12 protein-coding genes are annotated in these 14,388 nt (G+C 71.8%); 9 read left to right on the top strand and 3 right to left on the bottom strand.

Annotation, left to right across the window (positions count from 1 at the left end):
• Positions 1-21: 21 nt before the first annotated feature.
• The 4 genes from ACFYWI_RS06000 (at position 22) to ACFYWI_RS05985 (ending at position 2,620) form a co-directional block, all read left to right on the top strand.
• Complete coding sequence (locus ACFYWI_RS06000) at positions 22-789, top strand: SDR family oxidoreductase (RefSeq protein ID WP_389225782.1); 768 nt, start codon at positions 22-24, stop codon at positions 787-789.
• Entirely contained in the window at positions 786-1,697 is a 912-nt protein-coding gene (locus ACFYWI_RS05995; protein ID WP_389225779.1) for an SDR family oxidoreductase, read from the top strand. The genes ACFYWI_RS06000 and ACFYWI_RS05995 overlap by 4 nt, the downstream gene beginning before the upstream one ends.
• A 116-nt stretch (positions 1,698-1,813) precedes the next feature.
• Complete coding sequence (locus ACFYWI_RS05990) at positions 1,814-2,203, top strand: ribonuclease domain-containing protein (protein ID WP_389225776.1); 390 nt, start codon at positions 1,814-1,816, stop codon at positions 2,201-2,203.
• 30 nt (positions 2,204-2,233) lie between these two features.
• Positions 2,234-2,620, top strand: a complete 387-nt coding sequence (locus tag ACFYWI_RS05985; RefSeq protein WP_389225773.1) for a barstar family protein — start codon at positions 2,234-2,236, stop codon at positions 2,618-2,620.
• Here ACFYWI_RS05985 and ACFYWI_RS05980 read toward each other — a convergent pair.
• Positions 2,617-4,191: an ankyrin repeat domain-containing protein gene (locus tag ACFYWI_RS05980; protein WP_389225770.1), complete on the bottom strand. Its 1,575-nt coding sequence runs from the start codon at positions 4,189-4,191 to the stop codon at positions 2,617-2,619. The genes ACFYWI_RS05985 and ACFYWI_RS05980 overlap by 4 nt on opposite strands.
• Before the next feature lie 23 nt (positions 4,192-4,214).
• A complete protein-coding gene (locus tag ACFYWI_RS05975) occupies positions 4,215-5,108 on the bottom strand; it encodes a hypothetical protein (RefSeq protein ID WP_389225767.1) in 894 nt (297 codons plus the stop codon).
• 276 nt (positions 5,109-5,384) lie between these two features.
• Here ACFYWI_RS05975 and ACFYWI_RS05970 point away from each other — a divergent pair, with 276 nt between their 5' ends.
• The 5 genes from ACFYWI_RS05970 to ACFYWI_RS05950 all read left to right on the top strand — a co-directional run bounded on the left by ACFYWI_RS05970 (position 5,385) and on the right by ACFYWI_RS05950 (position 12,498).
• On the top strand, positions 5,385-6,155 hold the full coding sequence (locus ACFYWI_RS05970; RefSeq protein WP_389225764.1) for a S1 family peptidase: 771 nt from the start codon (positions 5,385-5,387) through the stop codon (positions 6,153-6,155).
• A gap of 173 nt (positions 6,156-6,328) precedes the next feature.
• The gene (locus tag ACFYWI_RS05965) at positions 6,329-6,730 is read left to right on the top strand and encodes a chorismate mutase (RefSeq protein WP_389225761.1); all 402 of its coding nucleotides are present in this window, start codon (positions 6,329-6,331) and stop codon (positions 6,728-6,730) included.
• Between the two features lie 96 nt (positions 6,731-6,826).
• Complete coding sequence (gene pepN, locus ACFYWI_RS05960) at positions 6,827-9,316, top strand: aminopeptidase N (RefSeq protein ID WP_389225758.1); 2,490 nt, start codon at positions 6,827-6,829, stop codon at positions 9,314-9,316.
• A 351-nt stretch (positions 9,317-9,667) separates the two neighbouring features.
• Positions 9,668-11,044, top strand: coding sequence for a pyridoxal phosphate-dependent decarboxylase family protein (locus ACFYWI_RS05955; protein WP_389225754.1), 1,377 nt, complete (start codon positions 9,668-9,670; stop codon positions 11,042-11,044).
• A complete protein-coding gene (locus tag ACFYWI_RS05950; RefSeq protein ID WP_389225751.1) occupies positions 11,041-12,498 on the top strand; it encodes a lysine N(6)-hydroxylase/L-ornithine N(5)-oxygenase family protein in 1,458 nt (485 codons plus the stop codon). The genes ACFYWI_RS05955 and ACFYWI_RS05950 overlap by 4 nt, the downstream gene beginning before the upstream one ends.
• Here the strand turns inward: ACFYWI_RS05950 and ACFYWI_RS05945 are convergent.
• Complete coding sequence (locus ACFYWI_RS05945) at positions 12,495-14,318, bottom strand: bifunctional metallophosphatase/5'-nucleotidase (RefSeq protein WP_389225748.1); 1,824 nt, start codon at positions 14,316-14,318, stop codon at positions 12,495-12,497. The genes ACFYWI_RS05950 and ACFYWI_RS05945 overlap by 4 nt on opposite strands.
• Between the last annotated feature and the right edge of the window lie 70 nt (positions 14,319-14,388).

Raw genomic sequence — 14,388 nt, 5'->3', positions numbered from 1 at the left:
AGGTGAGGAAGGTAGCAGCCGATGGAGCTTCAGGGGAGGGTCGCCGTCGTCACCGGCGGGACCCGGGGAGTGGGCGCGGGCATCGCGCGGGCGTTCGTGCGGGCCGGTGCCACCGTGGTCGTATGCGCCCGGCGCCCGCCCGAAGTCCCCCTCGCCGGGACGGAGTTCCTGCCGCTCGAGCTGCGGGACGCGGCCGCGGTGGGGGAGTTCTTCCACACGGTCGCGGCGCGGTACGGCCACCTCGACACGCTCGTCAACAACGCGGGCGGCACGCCCCGCCGGCTGCTCGACGAGGCGGGCGCGGCCCGCCACGCCAGGGTGATCGAGCTCAATCTCACCGCACCGCTGACCGCCTCGCTCGCGGCCCGCGCGCATCTGAGGGCGGCCCGCGGATCGATCGTGATGATCGGCAGTGTCAGCGGCGGCCGGGCCTCGCCGGGCTCGGCCGCGTACGGCGCGGCCAAGGCCGGGCTGGAGAGCCTGGCGCGTTCGATGGCCGTGGAATGGGCGCCCGAGGTACGGGTGAACACACTGGCCGTCGGCATGGTCCGGACCGAACTGTCCTGCCTGCACTACGGGGACGAGGACGGCATCGCGGCGGTCGGCCGCACCGTGCCGCTCGGGCGCCTCGCAGAGCCGGCGGATGTCGGCGAAGCGGCCGTGTTCCTCGCCTCCGATCGCGCCGCATACATCAGCGGCGCCTCTCTGCTGGTGCACGGCGGTGGCGAACGCCCCGCCTTCCTGGATGCCGCGACGGCCGGCAACGGCGGGCAAGGAGTGAACAGATGACGGGAATCTGCGAGGGACGCGTGGTGGTCGTGACCGGTGCCGGGCGCGGGCTCGGGCGCGCCCATGCCCTGGCCTTCGCGGCCGAGGGCGCGAAGGTGGTCGTCAACGACCTCGGCGTCGGCGTCGACGGGGCGGGCGGCTCGGGCGGACCGGCGCGGGCCGTGGCCGACGAGATCGTCGCAGGGGGCGGAACCGCCGTGTCGCACCTGGGCGACATCGCCACCGCCGAGGGCGCGGCGTCCCTGGTGGCGACCGCCGTGGACACCTTCGGGCGGCTGGACACGCTCGTCAACAACGCCGGGTTCCTCCGCGACCGGATGCTCGTCAATCTCGGCGAGGACGACTGGGACGCCGTCATGCGGGTCCACCTCAAAGGGCACTTCCTGCCGCTGAAGCACGCGGCAGCGCACTGGCGGGCGGAGGCGAAGGGCGGTGGGGGGACGGCGGCCAGGGTCGTCAACACCAGTTCGGGCGCCGGTCTGCTGGGCAGTGTCGGGCAGGGCAACTACGCGGCGGCCAAGGCCGGGATCATCGGGCTGACGCTCGTCGCGGCGGCGGAACTGGCCCGCTACGGAGTCCAGGTCAATGCCATCGCCCCGGCCGCACGGACCCGGATGACCGAGCAGACCTTCGCCGAGACGATGGCGGCGCCCGCGCCGGGGGAGTTCGACGCGATGTCGCCCTCGAACGTGTCGCCGCTGGTCGTCTGGCTGGGCTCGGCCGACTGCGCCGGGGTGAGCGGCCGGGTCTTCGAAGCGGAGGCGGGCCGGATCACGGTCATGGAGGGCTGGCGCCCTGGGCCCACCGCGGACAAAGGGGCGCGCTGGACGCCGGTGGAAGCGGGTGGAGCCGTACGGAAACTGCTGACAGAGGCGGAAGTTCCTCATCCGGTATATGGCATGCGGTAGTTGTGCGCAGGACGGGTGAAGATCGCCGGTCATGGATCCGGAATTCGGTGAACGTACGGGAAATTCCATGAGATTGACATTGACACGTCAAGTTCTACGCGCATCAAATGGTGGCCATGCGAATCCCCCCACGAATCGCCGCCCTCGGTGGCATCGCAGCTCTTGTATCCACCCTCGTCATCGGCACCCAGGCCACCGCCGCCCCGGCGCACACCTTCGCGGTCGGCGACATCTGCTACGCGGACCTGCCCTCCCAGGCGTACGAGACGCTCGACCTGATCGAGCGGGGCGGGCCCTTCCCCTACGAGCAGGACGGCACCGTCTTCGGGAACCGTGAAGGCGTCCTGCCGTCGCAGCCGACCAGCTACTACCACGAGTACACCGTCGTCACACCGGGCTCCCCCACGCGCGGCGCACGCCGCGTCGTCACCGGTGACGCGGCGCAGGAGGACTACTACACGTCCGACCACTACGCGTCCTTCGACCTCATCGACTACGACTGCTGACCCGCACCGTTGCCCGGTAGGCTCCGCCCCGTGACCACGACCTATGTGATCGACGGGGCGGAGATCACCGGTCTGGAAAGTTTCTGGAAGGTGATCGGCGAAGCCGTCAACGGACCGGGCGGATACTTCGGCAGCAACCTCGACGCACTCGCCGACTGCCTCACCGGCGGCTACGGCACCCCGGACGACGACGACTTCGTCATGGAGTGGCGCGACCACGAACTCTCCCGCCGGGCGCTGGGGCAGGAGGAGACCGTTCGGCAGCTGGAGCGGCGGGCCCAGCGCTGCCATCCGGACAACCGGGCCGCGGTCCTGCGCGACGTGGAGCGGGCACGGGCCGGGGAGGGCCCCGCCGTCTTCGACCGGATCGTGGAGATCTTCGAGCAGCAGGTACCCGGCAGTCTGCGGCTGCGCTAACGGTGGCGCGGTGCGGTCCCCGTCAGGCGCCGCCTCAGCCCCTCGTCCCGCAGGTAGCGCACCGCCTCCGCCGCGGTGCTGTGCGCATAGCCGTCCGGGTCCTCGTCCGCGAGCAGCCCCGCCAGTACCTCCGCAGCACGCGGATCCTGACGCATCGCCAGGCCACGGGCCGCCTCCGCGAGGGTGTCCGGGTCCCGGTCGTCGGTCCGCGCCGCGAGCGCCTCGCGGATCCCGGGCGTATCGGCCGGCACGCCCGCCAGCGCCATCGTGGCCCAGTCCCTGGTCCGGACATCCGCGTCCCGGCTCAGCGCGATCAGCGCGGCAATGCCCTCCGCGTGGTCGCCGGGCACCAGCCCGCCGAGCGCCAGCGCCACCCTGTGGCGCACCTCGGCGTCGGGATGCCCGGCGTGCCGCAGAATCTCCGGCAGCCCGGCCGGGTCCCCGTGGTGCCCGAGCGCGAGCACCACCGACTGGATCAGTTCGGCGTCCCGGGCCTCCCGGGACAACTCCCGCAGCAGCGGCAACGTCCGTGCCGCGAAAGGCCGTCGGACCTCGTCCTTGGACTCCTCGGGCCAGGGAAGAGGCTCGTCGGCCTCGCCCTCCGTCTCGTCGTCCGTGTCCCCGCTCCCGTACCCGAACCCCAACTGGGCGAGCACATCCGCCGCGAACGCCTGGTGCAGCGGGTCGTCGCTCGCGCACCCCGCGGCCGCAGCCTCGAACGTCTCCTCGTCGCCCCGCCGCGACAGGGCCGTCACCGACTCGCTCCAGTTGTCCCGGTCCGGGCGGCCCTCGCGCAATGCCCGCTCGGCGAGCTGCGCATACGGCGTACGGATGCCCAGCCGCTGCTCCAGGATCGTGGCGATCGCCGCATGACCCGTCTGCTGCTCGTTGCCCGACCGAGGCACACCGTCCCGCAGCGCTTCGACCACGACGGTCTCTCCGCCGTCCTCCTCGACCCGGCGGGACACCGTCCGGGTCCCGGGTCCCTCGACCCGCACCAGCGCGTCCCGCACCTCCTGCTCCACATCGCGGGCCAGCCACTGCCGTGCCAACTCCAGCGCCTGGGCGTGTGCGTCCGCGCCGTGCCGCAGCAGGGCCCGCACGGTCGACGGCGAGCCGCGCCGCGCCGCCGCCACCAGCGGCGGCTCGTTGTCCGAACCCGGCAGACCGGGATCGGCGCCGTACTCCAACAGCGCCTCCACCGTGCGCGTGCGGCCCCCCTGCACCGCCCACGCGAGCGCCGTGAAGCCGGACGTCTCCCGCAGATCGGGCCGGGCTCCCGCGGCGAGCAGCGCCCGTACCGTCTCGGTGTGACCCCAGACCGCGGCCCCGCACAGAGGCAGATCGTCCTCGTCGGGCCCGCAGGCGCGATCGGGGTCGGCCCCGGCGGCCAGCAGCAGCCTTACGACGCCCGCACGGCCGTCGACCGCCGCCAGATACAGCGGCGTCCGGCCGTCCTCGTCGGTGTCCTGCACCCGGGCGCCTGCCCGCAGCTGCCGCACCACGGCGTCCTCGCCCTCGTACAGCGCCTCGAACAGGTCCTGGGCGTCCGCCGCCGCTTCCTCGTCCATGGTCCGACCTTACGGAGGGGGGATCAGGTGTCGCATTCGATAATCGCCCGGCACAGCCCGCACCGTGCCCGCACCCGGCCCCGTACCGGCAACCGGATGCGCTGGTGGCAGGTGGGGCAGGGGAACGAGACGCGCAACCCGTCCGTGCTGTGCTCGAAGCCGTACGCCGCAGGGCCCGCGACCGGGTGGGCGGGGTGCTCAAGGGCGTGCCGGCGGTCCTTGGCGTAGCGGTGCCGGCCCGTCCAGCCGGCGACGGTGAGCGGCGGCTGCTGGGCGTCGCGCAGCGCCTGGGCACGGCCCTTGGTGTATGCGCGGTAGCCCTGGGGGCTGGTGAACCAGGGCGAGGGGTCCTCGCCGAAGGCGAGCGCCCGCTCGGCGAGGACGTAGCCGAACTCCTCGGGGGTGAGATAGCCGAGTTTCTGGCTGGAGACGTCGTCCTCCCGGAAGGCGTCCAGCAGGAGCCAGCCCGCCCCCAGATAGGTGGTGGCCGTGTCGGTGAGGATCTCGTTGTCGCGGGTGCCGGGGAACGAGAGCCCGAGCCGGTGCAGCAGCACATGCATGATCTCGTGGGCGAGGGCCGCGCCGATGTCCCGCCGGTGCGTGCGGAAACGGTCGTTCAGCTCGATGAAGTACTCGGGTCCCGCGGTCAGTTCGACGCTCGCCGCATGCCGCATCTCGCGGAAGCTCACGATCACCCGCGCGTCGGGCAGCCGCAGATGGTGCACCAGCGCGCGGGCGACGCGCTGGGCCCCCAGATGCAGATCGTCCTGGTCGCTGAAGGCCGCGTCGGCGGGCAGCAGGCTGGGCGCGTAGGAGAGCACGCCCTCGGGCGAGAGCCGCCGGTACAGCGCCGTGATCGCCGCCCGCACCGTGTCGAGGTGCGGAAAGCCGTGTACCACTTCGCTGCCGTTCGCCACGTCCCCGTACCCCCATGCACGACGGTTGGCCGATCTCAACCATACGACCGGTCCGGTCCGGGGCGGTGGGCCTGTGCCCGGGGGCGCGGGTGACGCTCTCCGGGGCCCCGGGGCGGGGTCGGCGGTCTCGTTCCTGGCCGAAAAGCATGCCTTGTGCGGTGGTGATCCACTCCGAATAATCCGGACCACGTCTTGTCGGGCCCATGTCAGAGAAGGTGCTTCGCTACGCGGGTCCGCCAGCGGCGTACGTCTCAACCCCCCACGAAAGGCAGTCCGTTGAAGCAGCTTCTGCGTGTGCTCAAGAGATGCGCCGCGGCCGGGGCCGTCATCCTCGCCGCCGTCAGCCTCCAGCCCACCTCCGCCTCTGCCGCAACGCCCCCCGTCGTCGGCGGCACGCGCGCCGCCCAGGGTGAGTTCCCGTTCATGGTCCGGCTCTCCATGGGCTGTGGTGGAGCGCTCTACACCCAGCAGATCGTTCTCACCGCCGCACACTGTGTGGGCGCGACCGGCAACAACACCAGCATCACCGTCACCGGCGGAGTCGTGGACCTCCAGAGCTCGAACGCCATCAAGGTCAGGTCCACCAAGGTCTACCGGGCGCCCGGCTACAACGGCACCGGCAAGGACTGGGCACTGATCAAACTCGCCCAGCCGATCAACCAGCCCACCCTGAAGATCGCCGAGACCACGGCGTACAACAGCGGCACCTTCACCGTCGCCGGCTGGGGCGCCCGCAGCGAGGGCGGCGGCCAGCAGCGCTACCTGTACAAGGCGACGGTCCCGTTCGTCTCCGACGCCTCCTGCAAGCAGTCGTACCCGGAGCTCGTGTCGAACGAGGAGATCTGCGCCGGCTACACCCAGGGCGGGGTCGACACCTGCCAGGGTGACTCCGGCGGCCCGATGTTCCGCAGGGACAACGCCGGAGCCTGGATCCAGGTCGGCATAGTCAGCTGGGGCGAGGGCTGCGCACGGCCCAACCTCCCCGGCGTCTACACCGAGGTGTCCACCTTCGCCTCCGCCATCAAGGCCGCGGCGGCCGGGCTGTAGCACCTGACGACCAGCGCGACGCACGACGGAGGGGCGGGCGGGCCGCCCGCCCCTCCCCGTACACCCGGCCTTCCCCATGCGCCCGCCCCGCCCGCGACGCGGCCGGAGCAACCGCGTCCGGACTCTGAGCGCCCCGGGACCCTCTGCCCGCCAGGCACGTAAGCTCGCTGACCATGACCACGAGCGACATCGACGAGACCGTACGCGCCGAACTGGCCCGCCTGCGTGAGAGCATCGACAACATCGACGCCGCCGTCGTTCATATGCTCGCCGAACGCTTCAAGTGCACCCAGCAGGTCGGCCACCTCAAAGCCGCGCACGATCTTCCGCCCGCCGACCCGGCCCGCGAGGCCCGCCAGATCGAGCGGCTGCGCCAGCTCGCCGAGAGCGCCAAACTCGACCCGGCATTCGCGGAGAAGCTGCTGAACTTCATCATCGCCGAGGTCATCCGCCACCACGAGCAGATCGCCGACAAGCCGCAGAACAACGGCACAGCCGCCCGCTCCGAGGACCGCCCGCAGGACCGGTCCGATATCCGTCCCGAGGACCGCGCCGAGGGCCCGCAGCAGCCCTGAGCAGGACCTGGGCCCCCGGAATGCGGGGACCCGAGTGCGCTGACAGCGAACCGCACGCCCCTGTGCCGCCCCCCGCCCATCCGGCAGCATGGCGGCATGCCCGTACTGACGCGCGACGAAGCGCAGACCCGAGCCCAGCTCCTCGACGTCCACCGGTACACGGTCGACCTCGACCTCACCACCGGCGAAGAGACCTTCGACTCGCGAACCGTCATACACTTCACCGCCCGTACCTCCGGGGACACCTTCGTCGAGCTCAAGCCCGCCGCACTGCGCAGCGTCACCCTCGACGGGCAGCCCATCGAGCCGGGGACACTGGCCGAGAACCGGCTCGCGCTCACCGGCCTCGCCGCCGGCGACCACGAACTGCGCATCGAGGCGGACATGCGCTACTCCCGCACCGGCGAGGGCATGCACCGCTTCACCGACCCCAGCGACGGCGAGACCTACGTCTACACCCAGCTGTTCCTGGAAGACGTCCAGCGCGTCTTCGCCGCCTTCGACCAGCCCGACCTCAAGGCCGTCTTCGAGCTCTCCGTCACCGCGCCCAAGAGCTGGACCGTGCTGGGCAACGGCATCGCCACCCCCCACGGCGACGGCCGTTGGACCTGCGCGCCCACCCCGCCGCTGTCCACCTACTTCGTCGCCGTCGCCGCCGGCCCCTGGCACTCCGTACGCATGGAGCACGCCGGACTGCCCTTCGGCCTCCACACCCGCCGTTCGCTCGGCGCGTGCCTGGACGCCGACGCCGACGAGCTCTTCGAGATCACCCGGCAGTGCTACGACCGCTACCACGAGAAGTTCGAGGAGCCGTACCCCTTCGACTCCTACGACCAGGCCTTCGTCCCCGAGTTCAACGCCGGGGCCATGGAGAACCCGGGCCTGGTCACCTTCCGCGACGAGTACGTCTACCGCTCCGCCGTCACCGACACCCAGCGCCAGACCCGCGCCATGGTGATCGCCCACGAGATGGCCCACATGTGGTTCGGCGACCTCGTCACCCTCAAGTGGTGGGACGACATCTGGCTGAACGAGTCGTTCGCCGAGTACATGGGCTACCAGACCCTCACCGAGGCCACCCGTTTCACCGGCACCTGGGTCGACTTCGGCATCGCCCGCAAGTCCTGGGGCTACGACGCCGACCAGCGACCCTCCACCCACCCGGTCGCCCCCGACCCGGACGCCGTGCCCGACACCGCCTCCGCGATGCTCAACTTCGACGGCATCTCCTACGCCAAGGGCGCATCCGCGCTGCGCCAGCTCGTGACCTGGATGGGGGAGAAGGAGTTCCTCGCCGGAATCAACGACCACTTCGCCACACACAAGTTCGGCAACGCCACCCTCGCCGACCTCATCGACTCCCTCGCCCGGGCCACCGACCGCGATGTGCACGCCTGGGCCGAGGCATGGCTGCGCACCACCGGCGTGGACACCCTCACCCCCACCGTCACCGAGACACCGGGCGGCTGGCAGCTGACCGTCGAACAGTCAGGCACCCGCCCGCACCGCATCGCGGTGGGCGCCTACGACACCGACCCCGTCCAACCGGGCCGCCTCGTGCTGCGCGAGCGCATCGAGACGGACGTACCGCACGGCAAGCCCGAGACCCGCCCCGGCCGCCGCCCCGCCCTGATCGTCCTCAACGACGGCGACACCAGCTACGCCAAGGTCCGCCTGGACGAGGTGTCCTGGGCCACCGCCCTCGGCTCCCTGTCCGGCATCCCCGACCCGCTGACCCGAGCGGTCGTGTGGAACGCCGCCCGCGACATGGTCCGCGACGGCGAGCTGGCCCCCACCGCCTACCTGGAGGCCGCCGCCGCCCACCTCCCGCGCGAGAGCGACACCGCCGTCGTCCAGGGCGTCCTCGGCTTCGCCGCCGCCGACATCGCCGACCGCTACCTCCCCGCCGAGCAGCGCCCCGCGGCGCTCACCACCCTCACCCACATCTGCCGCGCCCTGCTGCGCCGCACCGAGGACGGCAGCGACCCCGGCCTGCGGCTCACAGCCGTACGCCACTTCATCGACGCCGTACCCCAGCCCGAACCGATCCAGGAGTGGATGGCCGACGGCAGCGTCCCCGGCGGCCCCGAGCTCGACCCCGAACTGCGCTGGCGCATCCTGAGGCGCCTCGCCGTCCTCGGCGCGACCGACGAGCCCGCGATCGCCGCGGAACTGGACCGCGACCCCAGCGCCAGCGGCCAGGAAGGCGCCGCCCGCTGCCGCGCCGCGCTGCCCACCCCCGAGGCCAAGGCGGCGGCCTGGGAGCGGCTGTTCGCCTCCGACGATCTGTCCAACTATCTGTTCGCGGCCACCGCCCAGGGCTTCTGGCAGCCCGAACAGGCCGAACTGGTACAGGAGTACGTGGCCCGGTACTACCCCGACTCGGTCGCCCTCGCCGCCCGCCGCGGCCCGGCCATCGCCGAAGCGGCCGGCCGCTACGCCTTCCCGGCCCACGCGGTCGACGCCCAGGCACTGAGCCTGGGTGAGGACTGCCTGCGCGACGCGACGATGATCCCGGCACTGCGCCGCAAACTGGTGGACCAACTCGACGACCTCCGCAGGGCGTCGGCGGTCCGCGACGCGTAGCCCCGCCCGCCCGGGGCACAGCCCCGGGCCCCTCATCTGCCGCGGAGACCGGTTCCCCCGCCCGCAACGCCGTCGGGCGTGGTCCACAGACTCCGGACGGCGTTCCGTGCGGGCGGAGCCCCAACACCGTGGGGCGGGACACGGAGCCCCGGTCGGGCGTGAGGAGCCCCCTTCGCTCGCGAGCCCACAGGGGAGGAGTGGGGAAGCACCCCTATACCAGCACCCTCACCCCCACCCCGCCCCTTCCACCGGCCAATACCACTTTCGGGTCAGGATCGCCCGCTCTGCGGGCGCCCCGCCGGGTCCCCCCGTCACCGTGGGGTGACACCCGCGCCGGCCGAAGGACCCCGCATGACTACGCCGCCGCCCCTCGCCGGAGGCACCACCGGCCCCGACGCCCTGCGGCCCCTGCTCGCCGTCGTGCTCGACGCGCTCGCCGAGGGCGCCGCGGCCCGCGGCGGGCCCATCCCCGCCGGGGGACCCGCCGCAGTCGCCGCCCGGATGCGCAACGTCGTCGAGCCCGTGCTCCCCGACCACGGACGCGGCGCCGAAGAAGCCCTGCACACCCTCGTCAGAGAAGTCGCCCACGGCGCCGCCGACCCCGCCGACCCCCTGTGCGCCGCCCATCTGCACACCCCGCCCCTCGCCCTCGCGGCCGCCGCCGACCTCGCCGCGTCCGCGCTCAACCCGTCCATGGACTCCTGGGACCAGGCCCCCGCCGCATCCGAGCTCGAGAGCGCCGTCACCCGCGCTCTGGCCGCCGAGGTCTATCCGCACGGCCCCGACCCCGACGCCCTCGTCACCACCGGCGGCACCGAGTCCAACCATCTCGCCCTGCTCCTCGCCCGCGAGCGCCACGGCACGATCCAGGTGATCTGCGGCGCGGCCGCCCACCACTCCGTGCACCGCGCCGCCTGGCTGTTCGGGCTGCCCGAGCCGGTGACCGTCCCCGCACCCGCGGGCGTCCTCGACCCGGCCGCGCTCGACGAGGCCCTCACCGACCTGCACGGCCCGCTCCTCGTCGTCGCCACCGCCGGCACCACCGACACCGGACGCATCGACCCGCTGCCCCAGATCGCCGACCTCACCCACCGGCACGGCGCCGAGCTGCACATCGACGCCGCCTACGGCGGGCCACTGCTGTTCAGCGACCGCCACCGCACCCTGCTCCAAGGTCTGGACCGTGCCCACTCCGTCACCCTCGACCTGCACAAACTCGGCTGGCAGCCCATCGCGGCCGGACTCCTCGCCGTACCCGACCGGGCCGTGTTCACACCCCTCGGCCACACCGCCGAATACCTCAACCCCACCGACGACACCGACGCCGGACTGCCCGACCTGCTCGGCCGCTCTCTGCGCACCACCCGCCGCCCCGACATCCTCAAAGCAGCCGTCACCCTCAGAGCCCTCGGCCGCTCCGGACTCGCCGAACTCATCGACCGCACCCGCGCAGCCGCCCAACAGCTCGCCGACCTCGTCGACAAGAGCCCCCGCCTGACCCTGTACGAACGGCCCGGCCTCACCACCGTCCTGTTCCGCCCCACCGCCGCCACCGACGAGCAGACCGCCCAGATCCGCCGCACCCTTCTCGACCAGGGCCGCGCCGTCCTCGGCCGGGCCCGCGCCGACGGCCGCCTCTGGCTCAAGGCCACCCTGCTCAACCCCTACGCCACCCCCCGCGACCTCGAAACCCTCACCGCACTCGTGGAAGGCAGCACCCCCCGATGACCGGCACGCCCGCTACCGAGGCCGCCGCGGCGGCCGAACCCTCCCCCCACGCCCCCGCGGCGTGGGGGGAACCCCAGCCCCACGACCTCGTGGGCATCGGCATCGGCCCGTTCAACCTCTCCCTCGCCGCGCTCGCCCACGGCGTCCCCGGCGGCCTCGCCACCGCCTTCTACGAGCAGCGCCCCGGCTTCCACTGGCACCCCGGCCTGCTCATCGAAGGCGCCACCCTCCAAGTCCCCTTCCTCGCCGACCTCGTCACCCTCGCCGACCCGGCCAGCCCCTGGTCCTTCCTCAGCTATCTCCGCTCCAAGGACCGGCTGTTCCCCTTCTACTTCGCCGAGCGGTTCCACATCCAGCGCGCCGAATACGACGCCTACTGCCGCTGGGTCGCAGGCAGCCTCCCCGGCCTCCACTTCGGCCACCAGGTCGACGCCGTGCGCTGGAGTCCCGAACGCGCCCTGTTCGAGGTCGACTTCACCCAGCTCGACGCCGACGGCGCAGCAGAAGCCCTCGGCCGCGCCTACACCAGGCACATCGCACTCGGAGTCGGCACCGAACCGTACGTCCCCGAGCCACTGCGCCCGCTCGCCGACGCCCCCGCCGTCCCCGTCGTCCACTCCGCGCACTACCTCGACCACCGCGAGCACCTGCTGGCCGCCGAACACATCACCGTCGTCGGCTCCGGGCAGTCCGGTGCCGAGATCTTCCTCGACCTGTTGCGCGCCCGCCCCGCCGGCGCCGAGAAGATCCACTGGCTGGCCCGCACCGAGGCGTTCGCACCGATGGAGTACTCCAAGCTCGGCCTGGAACACTTCACCCCCGACTACAGCCGCTACTTCCACGCCCTGCCCGAGTCCGCACGCGACGAACTCCTCCCGCGCCAGTGGCAGCTCCACAAGGGCATCGACGCCGGCACCATCGCCGCCATCCACGACGAGCTCTACCGCCGCACCCTGCACGGCGGCTGGCCCGACGCCGTCCTCACCCCCGGCGTCAGCGTCCGCACCGCCGGCCGCATCGCCAACACCAGGATCGAACTCCATCTGGAGCACACCCGGCAAGGCACCCGCTCCCGGCTCACCACCGACGCCGTCGTCCTCGCCACCGGCTACCGGGAACGCCCACTGGACCGGATACTGGGCGGACTCGACCCGTACATGCACCGCGACACCGCCGGCCGCCCGCGCATCGACGACGAGTTCCGGCTGATGCTCGACCCGTCCGTCACCGGATCGGTCTACGTACAGAACGCCGAACGCCACACGCACGGCGTCGGCGCCCCCGACCTCGGCCTCGCCGCCTGGCGCAGCGCCAGCATCCTGGGCTCCCTCACCGGCAAGGAACCGTATCCGCTGCCGCGCCGCACCGCCTTCACCACGTTCGGCCTCGAAAAGCGCGAGGCGCCCGGCATCCCCGGCCAGGCGCCCCCGCTCACCCCTCTGAGGCCTTACTAGAACACCGGAACACCGTCCCGGGTGAGCCTCCAGCCGACCGCCGCGAACTCGGCCGGGTCCACCGTGCCCTTCGCCTTCACCCAGTTGATGATCGTGTTACGGATCTCCTCCGAGTTCGCCCACAGCTGCTGCGCCTTGGCCACATGCGGGAAGTTGCCGCCGCCGCTCGCACGGTAGTTGTTGACGGCCAGCACGAACTGCGCGGCGGCGTCCACCGGCTTGCCCTCGAACGCCAGGTTCACGATCCGCGACCCCGCCGGCCTGGCGATGTCGATGTCGTACGTCAGGCCCGAGATCGCGTCGTAGTTGTAGTCCGGGATGTTGTCGGCATTCGTCAGCTTGGCGGTGTCGACCGGCGCCGCGGCCGGCGTCTGTACGTAGTACCGCGCCGAGAACTCCAGATAGTCCTTCACCTGCGAACCCGTCAGCAGCCGCGCCTCGAGAGTGTTCTCGAAGACGTACAGACCGGCCGCCTCACGGATGGTCACCTGCCCGGCCGGGATCGCCGCGGTGCGCGAGAAGCACGACGCCTGCGACAGCACCGGCAGCGCCGCGTACTGACCGCCGGCCAGCGCCGCCCTCACCGTCTCGGCCTGCACATGGCCGATCAGGTCGATGATCGGCTCGTCCCGCCACGGAGCCGCCGCCGTGCTCATGGCGGCGGTGGACGTGCCGATGACCTGGTTGACGTAGGCGACGACCTTCTTGTGCTCGTCGCCCAGCAGCCGGGTGATCTTCTCGTCCTCGGCGGCCGTGTTGGAGTTCAGGACCTGCGCGCCGGCCTTCTCGACCGACCAGCGGCCCTTGTCCCACACCAGATCGAAGTCGAACAGGGTCAGGCGCTGACCCCACTTGAGCGGCTCGGAGAGCACGACCTGCTTGCCGGTCTCCTTGTTCGTCACGAAGTACTCGGCGATCTCGGTGTGCGCATGGCCGACCAGGATCGCGTCGATCCCCGGCACCTGCTCGGCGACCAGACCGGCGGCGTTCTCGATGTAGGGGAGCTGGTCACCGTACGAGGAGGTGCCGCTGGAGCCCGAGTGCGCGGAGACGATCACGACGTCCGCACCCATGGAGCGCAGCTTCGGCACCCACTTGGCGGCCTGCTCCTCCAGCCCCGGGAACACCATCTTGCCGCTGACGTTCTGCTTGTCCCAGATCGCGATGCCCGGGTTGGTCAGCCCGAGGACCGCCACCTTGACATCACGGCCGTGCGGCGTGCACAGCCGGTGCATGCTGTACGGCGCGAACGCCGGGCGCAGCGTCCTGGCGTCCAGCGCGTTCGCGCCCAGCAGCGGGAAGTCGCACTGGTCCTCGAACTTCCGCAGCACCGGGATGCCGTAGTTGAACTCATGGTTGCCGAGCGCCGCGGCGTCGTAGCCGATGGCGTTCATGGCCTGCGCCATCGGGTGCACCGGGCCGCGCTTCGCCGTGATCGGGTCGACCTTGGCGTAGTAGTACGACAGCTGGGTGCCCTGGATCGTGTCGCCGGCGTCTATCAGGAGCGTGTTGCGGCGCCCCTTGTCCTTGCGGATCTGTTCGACGAGCGTGGAGATCTTCGCCAGGCCCACATCGTTGTGCGCCTTGTCGTCGAACTCCTTGTCCGTGAAGTAGTCCCAGTTGAAGACGTTTCCATGAAGATCGGTCGTACCCATGACCGTGAAGGAGTACCGCTTCGGCGGACGTCCATGGCCCTGGGGCTGAGCCAGGGCCTGGTCCCGGCCCGCGGCCGCGGCGGGTGCGGCCACGCCGCCGGTGATGGCAGCACCGGCTCCGGCGGCGGCCGACCGCTCCAGGAACGTCCTACGGTTCAGCGGCATTTCGTCTCCCTCGATCAGTTGCACAACGCGCGTAGATTCTGGCCCAGGAGACGACCCCCGCAACACCCCC

Source organism: Streptomyces sp. NPDC002889, from assembly GCF_042888425.1.
GTDB lineage: Bacteria > Actinomycetota > Actinomycetes > Streptomycetales > Streptomycetaceae > Streptomyces.
The sequence above is the reverse complement of the archived record's forward strand: the minus strand, read 5'-3'. Positions and strand labels throughout refer to the sequence as shown.

What these genes read in the sequence shown, in the direction of transcription:
- ACFYWI_RS06000 (WP_389225782.1), top strand. Translation starts at nt 22, where the DNA reads ATGGAGCTTCAGGGGAGGGTCGCCGTCGTCACCGGCGGGACCCGGGGA.
- ACFYWI_RS05995 (WP_389225779.1), top strand. Translation starts at nt 786, where the DNA reads ATGACGGGAATCTGCGAGGGACGCGTGGTGGTCGTGACCGGTGCCGGG.
- ACFYWI_RS05990 (WP_389225776.1), top strand. Translation starts at nt 1,814, where the DNA reads ATGCGAATCCCCCCACGAATCGCCGCCCTCGGTGGCATCGCAGCTCTT.
- ACFYWI_RS05980 (WP_389225770.1), bottom strand. Translation starts at nt 4,191, where the DNA reads ATGGACGAGGAAGCGGCGGCGGACGCCCAGGACCTGTTCGAGGCGCTG.
- ACFYWI_RS05965 (WP_389225761.1), top strand. Translation starts at nt 6,329, where the DNA reads ATGACCACGAGCGACATCGACGAGACCGTACGCGCCGAACTGGCCCGC.
- pepN (WP_389225758.1), top strand. Translation starts at nt 6,827, where the DNA reads ATGCCCGTACTGACGCGCGACGAAGCGCAGACCCGAGCCCAGCTCCTC.
- ACFYWI_RS05955 (WP_389225754.1), top strand. Translation starts at nt 9,668, where the DNA reads ATGACTACGCCGCCGCCCCTCGCCGGAGGCACCACCGGCCCCGACGCC.
- ACFYWI_RS05950 (WP_389225751.1), top strand. Translation starts at nt 11,041, where the DNA reads ATGACCGGCACGCCCGCTACCGAGGCCGCCGCGGCGGCCGAACCCTCC.
- ACFYWI_RS05945 (WP_389225748.1), bottom strand. Translation starts at nt 14,318, where the DNA reads ATGCCGCTGAACCGTAGGACGTTCCTGGAGCGGTCGGCCGCCGCCGGA.